Below are 16,117 nucleotides of genomic sequence, written 5' to 3' on the forward strand. Positions count from 1 at the left end.
TCGCAAGAATCGGGTCGTCACCTGCCTGAACGATGCTATCTTTGAAAAATGAAAAAATTTCATATTTCCCTTCCGGAAGATTTCAGCTTTTCAGAATGCCGCTGGTTCCTGGACAGGGGATTCGATGATTGTGTGCACCGGGTCAGTGGGGAAAGGATCATTAAGGCACTGCAGCTGGATGGACGGGAACTGTTGGTGGAGATGACGGAGGGGTGGGGACAACTGGAGGTTAGGATCTTACAGGGGCAGGCGGATGAAAAGAACGTGGGGCTGTTGTCAGCGTATATCAGGGAATGGATGGACATGGACAGGGATCTGTCTCCTTTTTATACGCTGCTGAAGAAAGACAAGCGCCTGGCCTATATGACGGAGGATTACAAAGGACTAAGGCTGATGGGTATCGTGGACCTCTTCGAGTCGCTGGCCTGGTCCATCATCGGGCAGCAGATCAACCTGAAGTTTGCTTTTACGCTTAAGCGAAGGCTGGTGGAAAAATATGGGAAATCCATTTCGCATGGGGGAGAGACCTTTCATTTATTCCCGGACGCTACGATGCTGGCGGAGGCAACGGTGGAAGATCTGCGGCCTCTACAGTTCTCGGGGAGCAAGGCGGCTTATCTCATCGGGCTGGCGAATACGTTTGCCCGTGGGGAACTAAGCAGGGAGGCGCTACTTTCCTTACCGGACAGGGAGCGCAGGCTGCAAGCATTGATGAAAGTGAAAGGTATCGGCGTATGGACAGCCAATTATTGCCTGATGAAATCGCTGCGGGACCCTTCCGGCATTCCGCATGGGGATACGGGACTGTTGACTGCGCTGGCCAATCATGGGGTTATCAGGGATCGGAAGGAGCTGGCAAAGATCGATCGGTTCTTTTCAAAATATAAGGGTTGGGAAAGCTACCTGGTATTTTATCTCTGGAGAAGCCTGGCGGTAAAGCCGGTGGGGTAAGATCAATTTTCTTTTTCCGGAGAGGATGTCTTAGCCGCCTCCCACCCGATGATCGCTTTTTTCCGGGTGCTGCCCCAATGATAGTCTCCGGTCTCGCCGGTGGACCGTATTACCCTGTGGCAGGGAATGAGGAAAGCCACGGGATTGCTGCCGACGGCAGAACCTACGGCACGGGAGGCGCCGGGATTGCCAATCGCGTCGGAGATGGAGCCGTAAGTGGACAGCCTGCCCATGGGAATATTCAGCAAGGCTTCCCACACTTTCAATTGGAAGGGGGTGCCTTTCAGGTGCAGCTTAATGTCGGAAAGGCTTTTCCAGTCCTGTGTAAAGATGTAGAGGGCGTTTTGCTGGATAAGGTCTACGGTCTGATGATAACGCGCATGGGGGAACTGGGTTTTCAGGTCCGCCAATGACTGCTCGCGGTCAGTAGTAAATGCCAGGTAGCAGATACCTTTTGGAGTAGAAGCTACGATGATCTCACCAAAGGGGCTTTCGGCAAAAGAATAATTGATGGACAATGCTTCTCCGCCGTTCTTATATTCTCCCGGCGTCATTCCTTCTATCCCGATGAAGAGATCATGCAGCCGGCCTGTGCCGGAAAGGCCCGTCTCGAAGGCTGTATCAAACAAGGTGGCGCCTTTGTCCTGCAGCATGGCTTTGGCATGCCCGATACTGAGATATTGCAGGAATTTCTTGGGGCTTACGCCGGCCCAGTCGGTGAAAAGGCGTTGAAAATGGAAAGGGCTCAGGTGCACCTTTTCCGCCACCTCGTTCAGATCGGGCTGCTCTTTAAAATGTTCCCTGATATAGTCGATGGCCGTAGCGATCCTGTCAAAATTTGTTATGTCTTGCATAATGTTTGTTTTATCACACAAAACTAAGGTGACAAATGTCCGACTAAAACCCGGAAGTTGCTGAGTTTGGATGTCCTGCTTCATCCCTGGAGGCCGGCAATCTCTTCGAAGTCTTCTAATAGCTTGCTGCTCAGTCGCTCAAATACCTTGTAATAGCGCATATATACTTCGTGGTCATTTTTGTCGGGCCTGTACATGGTGGGAATATCGACCACCCGGGCTGCTTCTTCCAGGCTTTTATAGATGCCCATTTCCGTCGCCGTCAGTAAGAACGCCCCCAGTCCGATGCTATCGGAATTGTCCTTCACCTGCACGGGCTTGTCAAAGATATCGGAGATCATTTGAGCCCAGAAAGGATAGGCGGTGAAGCTGCCATTGATCGACAAAGTATGGATGGCCCTATGTTCTTCCAGGGTTTTACCGATGCTATAGATCTCATACAGGATGCCTTCAATCGTGGCCCGGATGAAATGCTGCCTGCTATGCTGCATATTGAGTCCGAAGTAAACGCCCCGGGCGTTGGCATTCCAGATAGGAGCGCGTTCGCCCAGCAGGTAAGGCAGGAAAAGCATCCCATCAGAGCCGGCGGGGATCCTGGAAGCTTCCAGGATCAGCTGATCCATCGAATCGTCGAGGTCAAAGGCCTTGCGAAAGGCGCCGAACTCTTTGGCGAACCATTCGAAGATAACGCCGCCATTGTTGGTTGGTCCTCCTGAAACATAGTAGTTCTCTGTCAGCACATAATTGAAGAAACGCTGCTGCTGATCTTTCAGCACTTTGTTCCCCACGACGCGGACCGCCCCGCTTTGTTCTATCGTGATGGTGGCTTTGCCTTCTCCCCAGACCCCGGCTCCCAGGGTCGCCAGCGCTCCATCGCTGGCGCCGGCGATGATCTTTGTGTCGGGTGCAAGGCCGAGTGAGGTCTGGTATTCGCGCCGCAGCCTGGGTTTGGAATAGAATACGGGGACCAGGTCCGGCAGCTTACCGGCTCCTATTCCTGCGTGGTCGAGGGCGGCCTGTTCCCAGGTGAAGGTATGGATATTGAAAAGGCCGGTGGCAGAAGCAAGGCTATAATCGATGATATGTTCACCCGTCAGCTGCTGGATGATGTAGCTTTTCAAAGAGAGGAAACGGGCCGTATGGTCGAACCTTTCCTTGTCGTGGTGTTTCATCCAGCTGATCTTTATCAGCGGGGACATGGGGTGGATGGGCGTTCCCGTCGCATCGTAGATGGCTTTGCCGCTGGCTGTCCCTTTTAAAGCCTGTGCTTCCCGTTTGCCGCGGTTGTCGCTCCAGGTGATGGCATTACCCAGAGGGATACCTTTTTTATCCACGGGCAGCACACTGTGCATGGCCCCGCTGAAGCAGATGGCAATGACTTTATGCCCGCCGGGGTGGATGCGTTCATTCAAAAGATTTTTTAGTACATACAAGACAGTGATAAACACCTGTTCAGGATCCTGTTCGCTGTAATCAGGTTCCCTGTGGAAAGTGGGGTAGGAGCCTTTCATGGAGCCGATGACGGCGCCATTGAGATCGAAAGCAAATATGCGAACAGCGCCTGTGCCCATATCGATCGTCAGGATGCAATCCGAGTGTTGTTGATTCATAGATTGTCGGTGTTATTCTTCCTGAACTGACTCGGCGTATAGCCGGTGAGTTTTTTGAAAGTGGTGGAAAAATGTTGTGAGGAATAGAACCCTGTGTCCAGGGCGACGTCCGTAAGGTTTATGTCCGTCCTTTTCAGCAGCTTGATGGCCTCGGAAATACGGATATTGATGAGGTAGCTTATGGGAGAGAAGCCGGTAAAACTTTTTACTTTCTCGGTGAAAGCCGTGGTGCCCAGTCCAACGAGGGCTGCCATTTCTTCCACCGTCCATTGATGGGAAAGGTTGTCCCGCAGCTCCTGCTCCAGCTTCATGAATGTCCGGGGGAAGTCCCGCTGGGAATTGTTTTGTTTGGTCAGTTGCCGGGCGATGAGGATGAGCAGGGTGTCGGTGAGATGATTGATCCTCGTCTGAAACCCTATCTCCTGTCCGGACAGCTCGCGGCCGATGAGCTGGAGAATATGTCCTCCTTCTTTAAACCCGGCGATCACGGGACTGTCGTTGAGTAAAAGGATCTTTTGAATGCTCCTGCTTTCCAGCGTGGAGAGGTAAGACCTATTCATATCCAGTGCGATCCAGAAGAAGGCGCCGATGTCGAGCAGCTCACGGGCGCCTCCAAAGGACTGTTCAGGCAGGATCAGGGCCAGGTCTCCCGGGTAAAGGATGCGCGACATTCCATCGATGATCCAGTCATAGCGACCATCCAGTACATAATAAGCGCGCAGCCAGGCGGTTTTCTCCACGGGAAAGGAATTGAACTGGATGGTCTGGATCTTTTTGGATCCAAATTCGATGATGTGCGGGAAAAGCTCCAGCTCTTTGGATCGGCCTTGTTGAAGTAAATAAGAGTTCATGCCGGCATCATCATTTGGTGCAATCTGTATTGAACGCGATTGGAAATGTATAAAAGATAATTCATTTCAGTGTATAAAATTCACCGCTGAATGTAAATGGAAGTTTTTGGGTGAAAGTTGCTATACTTTGTAAGGAGATGCAATACTATTTGGGAGTAGATATAGGGACCACATCGGCAAAAGCCGTGGCGCTTAGTCCGGAAGGGGAAATATTGAAAGGGCAGTCGGTGGCTTATGCCATGCGGCATACGACGGCTGACCGGAGCGAGCAGGATCCTGACGAGATCACGAGGGCTGTGGCGCGATGCATCAATGATGTGATAGCCGCGCTGCAGCCATTTCTCCCGGACATGGTATCATTCAGCGCGGCCATGCACAGTTTGCTGGTGGTGGACGAGGAGGGGAACCCATCGACCCCCTTGATGATCTGGGCGGATAATCGTGCAGCCACTATTGCAGAGTCCTTGCGCAACAGTAAAGAAGGCGTGGCATTCTACCGGGCCACCGGCGTGCCCATCCATGCTATGACGCCATTGTGCAAGCTGATCTGGCTGCGACAGCATGAGCCGGGGCTGTTCATGTCGGCCCGCCGCTTCATAGGCATCAAGGAATATGTTTTTTCAAAGTTTTTCGGTGAATACCTGGTGGATTCCGCCATCGCATCTGCTACGGGGTTGTTGAACCTCGGAACGTTGCAATGGGATGAGGACATCCTCCGATATCTTTCTGTTGACTATTCAAAACTAGCGAGGGTGGTCCCTCCCCGGCATATCTTATCCTATGATGCCGGAAAGGGGGACAACTCCACCCCGCTGCTGATCAGGTCCGGAACCTCGATTGTCATCGGGGGCAGCGACGGGGCCCTGGCGAATCTTGCAACCGGCGCCACGGGGGATCATGTGATGGCTGTCACTATTGGTACCAGCGGCGCCGTCCGGATGATCTCCCAGCGGGCGGAACTGGACGCGGCAATGCGTACGTTCTGTTATCATGTGCAGGACGGCTCTTATGTACGGGGAGGGCCCACCAACAACGGGGCCATCGTCCTTCAGTGGCTGAAAGAAAACCTGCTGTGTACCGGGGAGAGCTATGACCAGCTGATGGCATTGGCCGGCACGGTCCCTCCGGGATCGGAAGAGCTGCTGTTCATCCCTTATATTTTAGGAGAGCGGGCGCCCGTATGGAACTCGAAAGCGAGGGGTATTTACTTTGGGCTTGACATTCGTCATGGGAAGGCGCACCTGGTGAGGGCGGCAATGGAAGGTGTCATTTACGGCCTTTATAATATCGGGAATATTCTATCTGTGGGGAAAGATATCAGGGAGCTGCATGCTACGGGCGGATTTGCACGAAGTCCTCTCTGGCTTCAGATGCTGGCTGACGTCTTTATGGTGCGGGTGCTGGCATTCGGACATGAGGAAGGTTCGGCTATTGGTGCGGTGGTCGTCGGCATGGAAGCGTTGGGAGAGCTGCCTGCTTTTCGCAAAAGGGTGTTGGCCGTCTATGAACCTGATGAGCATGCACATGTGGTTTACCGGGAAAGGGTGGAGAAATTCAAGCGTATTTACGACAAACTAAAAGATGAGTTTAATGTACAACCCGGGGAATCCGTACATTTATTTTAAATATTATTTACATGGTCAAGCATCTTCTTCTTTTTCTGTGCGCTATCGGCCTGGCGGCCAGTGCCGGCGCACAGCAGGTGACACTTACGCCGGAGCAATTGAAAGCATTTACGCCGGAATGGACGGGTGAGCGTTCGGCGGACGGAAGACCAAGAGTTGCTGATAAGTTCCTGCAGCGATTGAAGCATGTAGGCCTGGAAGAGGCCTGGGGCATTCTCCGCAACAAGGGGTATCAGAATCAGTTCGAGGGGGAGTGGATGGTCATTCATCCTGATTCGGTAATGACGGGGAGGGTTGTGACGGCCCAGTACCTGCCTTTGCGGCCGGATATCGACAAGCTGATCAGGGATAAGGGAAAGTCCGAGGGGCGTATTGGCAATACCAACTCCTGGCCGATCGACGTATTGAAGGATGGAGACATCTATGTAGCCGACAGCTATGGTAAGATCGTGGACGGCACGTTGATAGGGGATAACCTTGGCAATGCCATTTATGCGCATTCTCACCGGGGTGTGATCTTTTACGGCTCTGTGAGGGATATAGAAGGCCTGGAGGAAATAGACGGCTTCAACGGATGGGTGAAGGGGTATGATCCTTCCTATATCCAGCAGATGATGCTGGGGGGTATCAATGTACCTATCCGGATCGGAAGGGCCACGGTGTTGCCTGGAGATGTGGTGCTGGCCAAGAAAGGCGGCATTGTCTTCATCCCTGCACATTTGGTGGAGTATGTGGTGCTCAATGCGGAATTCATTCAGCTACGGGACGAGTTCGGTCATTTGCGGCTGCGGCAGGGAAAGTACACGCCTGGCCAGATCGATGCACAGTGGTCCGACGAGATCAAGAAGGATTTCCTTCGCTGGCTGGATGAGAACCCGGGGAAGCTTCCCATGAGCCGTGCGGAGCTTGACCAGTTCATGAAGGACCGCACCTGGTGACCGGGTCTTCGGCTGGGGCTGGATCTTACATTAATTAAAACGATTGATATGAACCCATCTGAAAAATTTCTAGCTAAGCACGGGCTGTCCGACAGTGAAAGTAAGGATACAGGCCGTCGTGGTTTTTTGAAAAAAACATTGGGAGGCCTGTCGCTGGGCGCTTTTATGTCCGCTTCCATCGAGGATACGATGGCGCAGAGTACTTCGAAGGTCAACCGGATGTCCTCACCGTCGGACCTTAAGATCACGGATATGCGGTATGCCACCGTCATGAATACCACGGGAAGGTGTACCATTATCCGGATCGACACCAACCAGGGGCTGTATGGTCTGGGAGAGGTGCGTGACGGCGCAGACTGGCGTTATGCGCTTTTTCTGAAGAGCCGCATCGTGGGGATGAACCCGTGCAATGTGGAGCAGATATTTAAAAGGATCAAGCAGTTCGGGTTTCATGGACGCCAGGGCGGAGGCGTATGCGCAGTGGAAATGGCATTGTGGGACCTGGCGGGCAAGGCCTACAATGTACCTTGTTACCAGCTGCTGGGCGGGAAGTACAGGGACAAGGTGCGTCTGTATGCGGACACGCCGGAGGAAGAGGATCCGGATGTATTCGTAGCCAAGCTGAAAGACAGGCTGGAAGGCAAGGGCTTCACTTTTCTGAAGATGGATCTGGGGATAGAGATGATCCGGAAGATACCGGGGACGATCGTCAACTCCAATTTCTGGGATGTACAGCGGCAGTGGAATATGGCTCCCATGACCTATGGAGCTACCAAACATCCATTCACCCAGGTGCAGGTGACGGACAAGGGTTTGGAAGAGATGGGCAAGTATGTGGCCAAAGTGAGGGACGTCATTGGCTTTGAAGTGCCGCTGGCATCCGATCATTTTGGTCATTTCGATATGAACAATGCCATTCGTTTGGGCAGGGCGATGGAGAAATATCGTCTGGCCTGGCTGGAGGATCTGATACCCTGGCAGTATACGGATGAGTGGAAGGAGATCACGCGGAGTATCGAGACGCCCACCAATACAGGTGAGGATATCTATCTTAAGGAAGAGTTCATCAAGCTGGTGGATAATCATGCTACGGACCTCATCCATCCCGACCTGGCTACTTCAGGGGGATTGCTGGAGACGAAGAAGATCGGGGATTATGCGGAAGAGAAGGGAGTGGCCATGGCGATGCATTTTGCCGGGTTGCCCGTGTCCTTTATGGCCAACGTCCATTGTGCGGCTGCCACGCAGAACTTTGTGGCGCTGGAGCATCATTCGCTGGACCTGCCTTATTGGTCTGATTTCGCGAGGACGAAGGATGGCAAGCCATTTTTCGAAAAAGGGTTTGCCAATGTGCCTGATACACCCGGTCTGGGGCTTGAGCTGAATGAAGAGGTGCTTAAAAAACATCTTGATCCGGAAAATAAGAATTATTTTGTACCTACTCCCGAATGGGATAATGTCCGCAGCTGGGACAGGCTTTGGAGCTGACAATTATGAATATATTCTACAAGCTGGCCATAGCTTTACTGCTGGCCTATATCGCGACCATCTTCTATCACCAGCCGCAGTGGGCCGGGTGGTGTCTCATGTTATGCCTGGTTAGTATAGCACTGGGTTTCCGAAGACATACTTTTCTGAAGGGCTTTTCTTTTACCATGATCATCCTGGCAGGGGTGAGCCTGGCGCTATATTATCCCCAGTATTTTGTAAAGGTGGGCGATTTCAAACTATCCGGGCTCATCGTCCCATTGTTACAGGTGATCATGTTCGGCATGGGGACGGAGCTGAGTCTGAAGGATTTTGCGACGGTGCTGCGAATGCCTAAAGGTGTGATCATCGGTGTCGTCTGCCATTACACTATTATGCCCCTGGTGGGATTTACCATGGCGCGGGTCTTTCAGTTCCCGCCGGAGATCGCGGCGGGCATTATCCTGGTTGGCTGCTGCCCCAGCGGGCTGGCCAGCAATGTCATGGCTTTCCTGGCCAGGGCGAACCTGGCGCTATCCGTATCGGTTACAACGGTGTCCACGTTGCTAGCGCCATTCCTTACGCCTATGATGATGCGTCTGCTGGCGGGACAATTCATCGAGGTACATTGGCAGGCCATGGTCTGGGATATCACGAAGATGGTGATCTTCCCGGTCGTAGCCGGGTTGTTATTTCACTACCTGGTGAGAGGGCGATTCAAGGGCCTGGACAAGGCCATGCCGTTGGTCTCGATGGGAGGCATTGCGCTCATCATCGTGGTGATCACTTCAGCGGGAAGGGAAAGTCTTTTAAAGGTGGGAGGTTTGCTGGTCCTTGCTACTTTCCTGCATAATGTGACGGGTTATTTCCTCGGTTATTGGGCTGGGCGCCTATTCCGGTTTCGCGAGCGGGACTGCCGCACCATTGCACTGGAAGTGGGCATGCAGAATGCGGGACTTGCATCGGGACTTGCGCTCACGATGGGGAAATTAGCAACGGTAGGACTGGCGCCGGCCGTCTTTGGTCCTCTCATGAACACAACGGGGTCTTCCCTTGCCAGCTGGTGGCATAACAGGGTCCCCGATGAAGGGGTGGAAACCGGGGTGGCGGAGCCGCCTAAAACAATCGTTCGTTCGGAGGTCTGATACCCTGGAGGCGAATGTAGATCGTGGTTTGTCCGCGGTGGTGGGCCTGGTGTTCCAGGGCTTTCAGCAGCCAGGCATAACGAGAAACCTTATTGTCACCCTGTCCTACCGGCTCTCCCAGTTTGGATGCATCTACACTCTTCATGGCGGCGATGGCATAGTCGTAACTGGCTGTGACATAATAGACGACAGAGTCCTTCGTCTGTGCGGTGGTTCTACCTTCCAGGCCCCTGGCGTTAAAGGACGGCTGTGCGCCCGTGGCCATATTCATGAGGAAGGCGGTGCCGGATGCAAGATGGAGCATCTGCTGGGCAAAACTGCGGATGCTGTCGACGGCCTTGAAGGAATATTTGTCGGCAGGCATGGTGTTGAGATAATCCAGGGTATAGGCTTTTGATCTTTCCCAATCTTTGGCGAACTGGGCTTTGATGTCGTCGCCGGAAATGGATTGGGCGGAAAGGAAGGTAGGGAGGGAGATAAAAAGGGAAAAAAGTATTTTGTTCATATGGAAGAAGTTTCAGGAAAGGTATGAAAAAAAGGTGTCTCAACTGAGACACCTTTTTTATTGTCAGATAATTAATTTTAAAGATGTATTGCCTCGCCGTAGGCCACCTCGATGGCGTCTTTGATGCTTTCGCTGATGGTCGGGTGGGGGTGAATGCTGTTGAGCACTTCATGGTAAGTGGTTTCCAGCTTGCGGCCCAGTACGGTCTCCATGAGCGTTTCCGTCACGTTGTACCCGATCATATGGGTGCCGAGCCACTCGCCGTATTTGGCGTCGAAGACCACTTTTACGAAGCCTTCGTTGTGTCCGGCGCCGGTGGCTTTACCGGAGGCGCTCAGCGGGAACTTACCTACTTTTATCTCGTAGCCGGCGTCGCGGGCCTGCTTTTCCGTAAGGCCTACGGATGCGATCTCCGGCGTACAATAGGTACAGCCGGGAACATTGTTGTAGTCCAGGGCTTCCGGCTGGTGGGCATATTTCTTTTCATTATAGGCGATGTTCTCCACGCAAATGATGCCTTCTTTGGAGGAAACGTGGGCCAGCGCTTGTCCGGGTACACAGTCGCCGATGGCATATATACCCTGTACATTGGTCTGATAGAATTTATCGACGCTGATCTTGCCTTTATCGGTTTTTACGCCCAGGGTTTCCAGGCCGATGTTCTCGATGTTGGCGGCGATGCCTACGGCGCTCAGCACGATGTCGGCTTCGAGGGTGACTTCTCCGTTGGGGGTCTTGACCTTTGCCTTGACGCCATTGCCGCTGGTGTCTACGCCGGTGACCTCGCTGCTGGTGAGTACTTCGATACCGTATTTCTTATAGATCTTTTCCAGCTCTTTGGAGATCTCTTCATCTTCCACGGGAACGATGCGGGGGAGGAATTCCACTACGGTGACCTTTGTGCCCAGGCTGTAGTAGAAGTAGGCAAATTCCACGCCAATGGCCCCACTGCCTACCACGATGATGCTCTTTGGCTGCTCGGGCAGGGTCATTGCTTCCCGGTAGCCGATGACCTTCTTGCCATCCTGTTTCAAGCTGGGGAGCTCGCGGCTGCGGGCGCCTGTGGCGACGATGATGTGCTTGCCTTCCACGATCTGGGTCTTGCCATCCGTGGTGGTCACTTCCAGCTGACCTTTTGCTTTTAATTTACCAACGCCCATAACGACGTCGATCTTATTCTTCTTCATGAGGAATTGGACACCTCTGCTCATTTTATCGGAGACGCCGCGGCTGCGTTTGATCACGGCCGGGAAATCGGGGGTCCCGCTGGCATTGATGCCAAAGTCCTTGGAATGCAGTATATCCTGGTATACCTGGGCGCTTTTCAACAACGCTTTGGTAGGGATACATCCCCAGTTCAGACAAACGCCACCCAGACTTTCCTTTTCTACAATTGCTACCTTAAGGCCTAATTGTGCAGCGCGGATCGCGGCTACATATCCGCCGGTGCCACTGCCAAGAACGACTACATCGTATGCCATGTCTAACGATTTGTTTTTTGAGTTTTTAGAAATTTAGCATTGCCTTCGGCCAACGGCCCCGTGGGCCGTTTTGCGACTTGCGAAGCTACTTCACAATGCGCATATGGCCAAAACGCAAAAAACGGTACTTTCGCGTAAAAATTTTCCTACATGAAGCTGGATATTCTGGCCATCGCCGTACACCCTGATGACGTTGAACTTTGCTGCTCCGGTACCCTCCTGATGGAAAAAAGGAACGGGAAAAAGACAGGAGTGGTGGACCTTACCCGGGGCGAGCTGGGTACGAGGGGGACGCCCGAGCTGAGGGCCGAAGAAGCAGCCGCTTCCGCCAGGATCCTGGAGCTGGATGTCCGGGAGAATCTTGACATGGCGGACGGATTCTTTCGCAATGACGAAGATCATCAGCGGCACCTGATACGCGCGATCCGCAAATACAGGCCCGAGATCGTCCTGGCCAATGCGCTTGCAGATCGTCATCCTGATCATGGCCGGGCGGGGCATCTCATTTCGGACGCATGTTTTCTCAGTGGTCTGAGAAAGATCGAAACAGTGGACAACGATGGACTCCCGCAGGAGCACTGGCGTCCGAAATACATATTCCATTTCATCCAGGACCGCTATGCCCATCCTTCCTTTGTCTACGATATAACACCTGTTTTCGAGGAAAAGTTGGCGTCCATCAGGGCGTACTCTTCCCAGTTCTTCTCTACGGCGTATGACAAGGATGAGCCCCAGACCTATATTTCCACTCCGGAGTTCCTGAATGCCATCATCGGCCGGCACCAGATGTTCGGAAAGATGATCGGCACGGCCTATGCGGAAGGGTTTATTACGGAAAAGATGATCGGAGTGCGGGATTTCGACGCCTTTATACAGCTGGATACCTGAAGGAGATTGGGGGAAAACTTATACAGCTACCGTATAACAAAATGGCCACTTACGCGTTTGGGAATTGTCTGACCCTTAACACTTATTCCGCGCCAAAATGGCTACCTTTGTCCAATTATTAATATCTTAACAGGCTTTATTATGTCAATGCCCAAGTTTGCCACATCTTCCCAATCCTTCCATGCTGAACTAAAGAAAAGGATCAGCGCCTATTTTGAGGAAGTAGGCAAATCCACGACCGGGAATTACAACCTTTTTATAAAGGCCGTCATTTTGATGGTCAGTTTCGTATTTATCTACGTCCATCTGGTATTTTTCACTCCCAATGCTTTTTGGGCGATCGTAGAAAGCGTGCTATTGGGGGGAGTGGTCGCCGCCATCGGTTTTAACGTAATGCATGACGGGGCGCATGGCAGCTTCTCCAAATATAAATGGGTGAACAGCCTGGCCGCATTTTCGTTGAATATCCTGGGGGGCAACAGCTTTATGTGGAACATGAAGCACAATGTGGTCCACCATGCGTATACCAATGTGGACGGCATCGATGACGACATCGATATCCAGCCCTGGATGCGGATGAGCGAGACACAGAAGAAATACCGCATGCACAAATACCAGCACCTTTACTTCTGGGTCCTTTATTGTGTCCTGTATATTTTCTGGATCTTCGTGCTGGACTACCAAAAATATTTCAAGAGCCGGGTAGGAAATATGCCGCTGAAGAAAATGAGCCTTTCGGACCATTTCGTATTCTGGGGTTTCAAGCTGTTCCACGCCTTTCTTTTTGTGGGCCTGCCTATTTACATGCTGGGTTTTCAGGACTGGCTTATCAGCTTTATCATCTTCACCTGTGTGGCGGGTTTTGTGCTGAGCATGGTCTTCCAGCTGGCGCATACCGTTGAGCATACCGCCTTCCCTGTGGCGGACGTACAGACCGGCAAGATGGAAGACGAATGGGCCGTCCATCAGATCAAGACCACCGCGAACTTCGCCACGAAGAACAAGGTCGTATCATGGCTGGTAGGCGGGTTGAACTTCCAGATCGAGCACCACCTTTTCCCCAAGATATCGCACATCCATTACCCTGCCATCAGCAAGATCATCAAGCAGGCTTGCCAGGAATACGGGCTGGTGTATATCGAGTATCCCCGGGTGCGTTATGCCGTAGCTTCCCACGTGGCCTTTCTGCGACAGATGGGAAGGAAATAATCGATCCGGGACCGATGGGGTCTTTCTGTATTTTCGTAACTTCGCGGTTTATTTTTAAGCACTATGTCTAAGGTTAAAATAGGCCTTGTCCAGATGAGCTGTACTTCCGACAAGGAAGCTAATCTGCAGAAGGCCATCAAGGAGGTGAGGTCTGCGGCTGCTAAAGGAGCACAGATCGTTTGCCTCCAGGAGCTATTCACCTCCCTCTATTTCTGTGATGTGGAGGATTATGAAAATTTCAAGCTGGCGGAAGCTATTCCTGGTCCTTCCACCGAAGCGTTAGGCAAGCTGGCTGCCGAGCTGAAAGTAGTCATCATTGCTTCCCTGTTTGAAAAGCGGGCGCAGGGCCTCTATCACAATACCACGGCAGTATTGGACGCAGACGGCGCTTACCTGGGGAAATACCGCAAAATGCATATTCCCGACGATCCTGCCTATTACGAAAAATTCTATTTTACCCCGGGCGATCTGGGATATAAGATCTTCAGGACCAAATATGCCAGCATCGGCGTATTGATCTGCTGGGATCAGTGGTATCCCGAAGCGTCCCGTATCACCGCCCTGATGGGCGCCGAAGTCCTTTTTTATCCCACCGCCATCGGCTGGGCCACCGTCCAGGATGAGGCCACCAATACGGAGCAATACAATGCCTGGCAGACCATGCAACGCAGCCATGCCGTTGCCAATGGGGTGCATGTGGTCAGCGTGAACAGGGTAGGCTTCGAGCAGAATGGCGCGATGAAGTTCTGGGGCGGCTCGTTTGTGGCCAATCCTTTCGGGACCTTGTTGTACCAGGCCTCCCATGATAAGGAGGAGACGACTGTCGTCGAGATCGACACGGCAGCCACCGACCGCTATCGCACCCACTGGCCCTTTATGAGGGACAGGCGGATCGACTCCTACCAACCCATCACTCAAAGATATATCGACCAGGATTAAGCATTCGCTATGACGAGCACCACGCCCAGAGAACTTGGCTACTATTTTCCCGCAGAATTTCATCCCCACGCGGCCACCTGGCTCAGCTGGCCCCATAAAGAAGCTTCCTGGCCGGGAAAGATCCATACGATCTATCCTTATTACAGCCTTTTTATAAAGGAGCTGGTAAAAGGAGAGGATGTCTGCATCAATGTACGGGATGAAGCGATGAAAGCGTTTGCGGTGGGGTGCCTGGAACAGGCGGGGGTGGACCTCAGCCGGATCAGGTTCTATTTTCACCCAACGAATGATGCCTGGTGCAGGGATCATGGTCCTGCCTTCCTGATCAATCCGAACGCCGAACAGAAAAAGGTCATCGTGGATTGGGATTATAATGCATGGGGCAATAAGTATCCTCCTTTCGACCTGGACGATGTCATTCCTACGCTTATTGGAAAGGCATTGAATCTTCCCGTATTTCATCCCGGCATTATCATGGAAGGTGGTTCTGTGGACTTTAATGGCAAGGGCACGGTGATCACTTCCACCTGCTGTCTCCTGAATAAGAACCGGAATGCCCATCTCACCCGTGGGCAGGTGGAGACCTTTCTGGTCAATTATTACGGAGTGGACCAGGTGTTGTGGGTAAAGGAAGGAATTGTGGGAGATGATACGGACGGGCATATCGATGATACGGTCCGGTTTGTCAATGAAGACACCGTCATCACCGTGATAGAGGAGAACAAGCAGGACGAGAACTATTCACTACTGCAGGATAACCTGGCTGACCTGAAGAAAATGCGACTTTCCAATGGACGGCAACTGAATATAGCCGAGCTCCCGATGCCGGAGGGCGTCGTTTACGAGGACCAGCGCCTGCCGGCCTCTTACGCTAATTTTTACATTGCCAATGACGCGGTGATCGTCCCTACTTTCCGATGCAACCGTGATGCGAAGGCGTTGCAGATCATCGAAAGCTGTTTCCCTGACAGAAGGGTGGTGGGCATCGATTCCACGGAGATCATCTGGGGACTGGGCAGCTTCCATTGCCTGAGCCAGCAGGAGCCTGCTATATAGGTTTTTCCGCAATGAAGAATAATTCTGTACCCATGCGGGGTTTGATGGAGTTAAGGCAGGGCGCCAGGGTAAGCACTTTAAATCTTTTTTCCAGCAATCTTTGATATTCCTCCCGGCTGCCGCCAAATGGCGGTCCATCCGGAAAATCCCTGTCGAACAGGAGTCCTGCCAGCTTGCCGCCTGGCCTGAGGAGGCTATACATCTTTTCTATATAGTTCTGCCGGAGGGAAGGGGTGAGGGCGCAAAAGAAGGTTTGCTCCACGATGAGGTCATATTCCCCGGAGAGATCGAAGAAATCACCTATTATGAGGGTGAGGCGGCGCCCAAACCTATCCTTCAGCCGCTCCATTAACACTTCGGAGATATCTATAAGGGTGATGGAAGTAAATCCCCTGTCCAACAGATAGCCGGCCTCATAGCCATTGCCACAGCCTGGTATTAATACGTTAAGTGTATTATCTTGTAAATGATCGAAATAGGTTTGCAGGGGTGGAGAAACCTGGTGCATATCCCAGGGGGGCTCACCCTTTAAATATTGTTGATCCCAGTAAAAAGCGTTGGACATACACTACTTTTTTATAAGGGTTGTAGTTAGTTT

The 16,117-nt window shown here is 52.3% G+C and carries 15 protein-coding genes; 9 read left to right on the forward strand and 6 right to left on the reverse strand.

The window, feature by feature from the left end; all coding sequences use genetic code 11:
* Nucleotides 1-48: 48 nt before the first annotated feature.
* Nucleotides 49-951 carry a DNA-3-methyladenine glycosylase family protein gene (locus tag Q4E93_RS17090; RefSeq protein ID WP_303587236.1) on the forward strand — a complete coding sequence of 301 codons (903 nt, stop codon included), beginning with the start codon at nt 49-51 and terminating at the stop codon, nt 949-951.
* Between the two features lie 2 nt (nt 952-953).
* Here the strand turns inward: Q4E93_RS17090 and Q4E93_RS17095 are convergent, their stop codons facing one another.
* From Q4E93_RS17095 to Q4E93_RS17105, 3 genes are all read right to left on the reverse strand, one after another.
* Nucleotides 954-1,805: a methylated-DNA--[protein]-cysteine S-methyltransferase gene (locus tag Q4E93_RS17095; protein ID WP_303587238.1), complete on the reverse strand. Its 852-nt coding sequence runs from the start codon at nt 1,803-1,805 to the stop codon at nt 954-956.
* Nucleotides 1,806-1,885: 80 nt separating this feature from the next.
* Nucleotides 1,886-3,415, reverse strand: coding sequence for a gluconokinase (locus Q4E93_RS17100; protein ID WP_303587239.1), 1,530 nt, complete (start codon nt 3,413-3,415; stop codon nt 1,886-1,888).
* On the reverse strand, nt 3,412-4,266 hold the full coding sequence (locus Q4E93_RS17105; RefSeq protein WP_303587241.1) for a helix-turn-helix transcriptional regulator: 855 nt from the start codon (nt 4,264-4,266) through the stop codon (nt 3,412-3,414). Before Q4E93_RS17105 ends, Q4E93_RS17100 begins: the two co-directional genes overlap by 4 nt.
* Nucleotides 4,267-4,403: 137 nt before the next feature.
* On the opposite strand from Q4E93_RS17105, the gene Q4E93_RS17110 reads away from it, so the two are divergent.
* From Q4E93_RS17110 to Q4E93_RS17125, 4 genes are read left to right on the forward strand one after another with little or no spacing between them, the layout of a single operon-like run.
* Nucleotides 4,404-5,891 (forward strand): gluconokinase, encoded by a 1,488-nt coding sequence (locus Q4E93_RS17110; RefSeq protein ID WP_303587243.1) that lies wholly within the window; start codon nt 4,404-4,406, stop codon nt 5,889-5,891.
* Between the two features lie 11 nt (nt 5,892-5,902).
* Nucleotides 5,903-6,829 carry an RraA family protein gene (locus tag Q4E93_RS17115; RefSeq protein WP_303587245.1) on the forward strand — a complete coding sequence of 309 codons (927 nt, stop codon included), beginning with the start codon at nt 5,903-5,905 and terminating at the stop codon, nt 6,827-6,829.
* 48 nt (nt 6,830-6,877) lie between these two features.
* Entirely contained in the window at nt 6,878-8,317 is a 1,440-nt protein-coding gene (locus Q4E93_RS17120) for a mandelate racemase/muconate lactonizing enzyme family protein (RefSeq protein WP_303587247.1), read from the forward strand.
* Between the two features lie 5 nt (nt 8,318-8,322).
* A complete protein-coding gene (locus Q4E93_RS17125) occupies nt 8,323-9,441 on the forward strand; it encodes a bile acid:sodium symporter family protein (protein ID WP_303587249.1) in 1,119 nt (372 codons plus the stop codon).
* On the opposite strand, the gene Q4E93_RS17130 is transcribed toward Q4E93_RS17125, so the two are convergent.
* The gene (locus tag Q4E93_RS17130) at nt 9,413-9,946 is read right to left on the reverse strand and encodes a DinB family protein (protein WP_303587251.1); all 534 of its coding nucleotides are present in this window, start codon (nt 9,944-9,946) and stop codon (nt 9,413-9,415) included. The two genes, Q4E93_RS17125 and Q4E93_RS17130, sit on opposite strands and share 29 nt — an antisense overlap.
* 77 nt (nt 9,947-10,023) lie before the next feature.
* Complete coding sequence (gene lpdA / locus Q4E93_RS17135) at nt 10,024-11,427, reverse strand: dihydrolipoyl dehydrogenase (protein WP_303587253.1); 1,404 nt, start codon at nt 11,425-11,427, stop codon at nt 10,024-10,026.
* A gap of 150 nt (nt 11,428-11,577) precedes the next feature.
* Between lpdA and bshB1 the strand changes: the two genes are divergently transcribed.
* The 4 genes from bshB1 to Q4E93_RS17155 all read left to right on the forward strand — a co-directional run bounded on the left by bshB1 (nt 11,578) and on the right by Q4E93_RS17155 (nt 15,519).
* Entirely contained in the window at nt 11,578-12,315 is a 738-nt protein-coding gene (gene bshB1, locus Q4E93_RS17140; RefSeq protein ID WP_303587254.1) for a bacillithiol biosynthesis deacetylase BshB1, read from the forward strand.
* A 141-nt stretch (nt 12,316-12,456) separates the two neighbouring features.
* Nucleotides 12,457-13,524, forward strand: coding sequence for a fatty acid desaturase family protein (locus Q4E93_RS17145; RefSeq protein ID WP_303587256.1), 1,068 nt, complete (start codon nt 12,457-12,459; stop codon nt 13,522-13,524).
* Between the two features lie 63 nt (nt 13,525-13,587).
* Nucleotides 13,588-14,463 (forward strand): carbon-nitrogen hydrolase, encoded by an 876-nt coding sequence (locus Q4E93_RS17150; protein ID WP_303587258.1) that lies wholly within the window; start codon nt 13,588-13,590, stop codon nt 14,461-14,463.
* A gap of 9 nt (nt 14,464-14,472) precedes the next feature.
* On the forward strand, nt 14,473-15,519 hold the full coding sequence (locus Q4E93_RS17155; RefSeq protein ID WP_303587260.1) for an agmatine deiminase family protein: 1,047 nt from the start codon (nt 14,473-14,475) through the stop codon (nt 15,517-15,519).
* Here Q4E93_RS17155 and Q4E93_RS17160 read toward each other — a convergent pair.
* Nucleotides 15,512-16,084 (reverse strand): methyltransferase domain-containing protein, encoded by a 573-nt coding sequence (locus Q4E93_RS17160; protein WP_303587262.1) that lies wholly within the window; start codon nt 16,082-16,084, stop codon nt 15,512-15,514. The two genes, Q4E93_RS17155 and Q4E93_RS17160, sit on opposite strands and share 8 nt — an antisense overlap.
* Between the last annotated feature and the right edge of the window lie 33 nt (nt 16,085-16,117).

It is taken from the genome of Flavitalea plasmicola (assembly GCF_030546645.1).
GTDB lineage: Bacteria > Bacteroidota > Bacteroidia > Chitinophagales > Chitinophagaceae > Puia.

Bases quoted from the DNA above. Each gene is read 5' to 3' on its own strand.
- Q4E93_RS17090 (WP_303587236.1), top strand. From the start codon at position 49: ATGAAAAAATTTCATATTTCCCTTCCGGAAGATTTCAGCTTTTCAGAA.
- Q4E93_RS17095 (WP_303587238.1), bottom strand. From the start codon at position 1,805: ATGCAAGACATAACAAATTTTGACAGGATCGCTACGGCCATCGACTAT.
- Q4E93_RS17100 (WP_303587239.1), bottom strand. From the start codon at position 3,415: ATGAATCAACAACACTCGGATTGCATCCTGACGATCGATATGGGCACA.
- Q4E93_RS17105 (WP_303587241.1), bottom strand. From the start codon at position 4,266: ATGAACTCTTATTTACTTCAACAAGGCCGATCCAAAGAGCTGGAGCTT.
- Q4E93_RS17110 (WP_303587243.1), top strand. From the start codon at position 4,404: ATGCAATACTATTTGGGAGTAGATATAGGGACCACATCGGCAAAAGCC.
- Q4E93_RS17115 (WP_303587245.1), top strand. From the start codon at position 5,903: ATGGTCAAGCATCTTCTTCTTTTTCTGTGCGCTATCGGCCTGGCGGCC.
- Q4E93_RS17120 (WP_303587247.1), top strand. From the start codon at position 6,878: ATGAACCCATCTGAAAAATTTCTAGCTAAGCACGGGCTGTCCGACAGT.
- Q4E93_RS17125 (WP_303587249.1), top strand. From the start codon at position 8,323: ATGAATATATTCTACAAGCTGGCCATAGCTTTACTGCTGGCCTATATC.
- Q4E93_RS17130 (WP_303587251.1), bottom strand. From the start codon at position 9,946: ATGAACAAAATACTTTTTTCCCTTTTTATCTCCCTCCCTACCTTCCTT.
- lpdA (WP_303587253.1), bottom strand. From the start codon at position 11,427: ATGGCATACGATGTAGTCGTTCTTGGCAGTGGCACCGGCGGATATGTA.
- bshB1 (WP_303587254.1), top strand. From the start codon at position 11,578: ATGAAGCTGGATATTCTGGCCATCGCCGTACACCCTGATGACGTTGAA.
- Q4E93_RS17145 (WP_303587256.1), top strand. From the start codon at position 12,457: ATGTCAATGCCCAAGTTTGCCACATCTTCCCAATCCTTCCATGCTGAA.
- Q4E93_RS17150 (WP_303587258.1), top strand. From the start codon at position 13,588: ATGTCTAAGGTTAAAATAGGCCTTGTCCAGATGAGCTGTACTTCCGAC.
- Q4E93_RS17155 (WP_303587260.1), top strand. From the start codon at position 14,473: ATGACGAGCACCACGCCCAGAGAACTTGGCTACTATTTTCCCGCAGAA.
- Q4E93_RS17160 (WP_303587262.1), bottom strand. From the start codon at position 16,084: ATGTCCAACGCTTTTTACTGGGATCAACAATATTTAAAGGGTGAGCCC.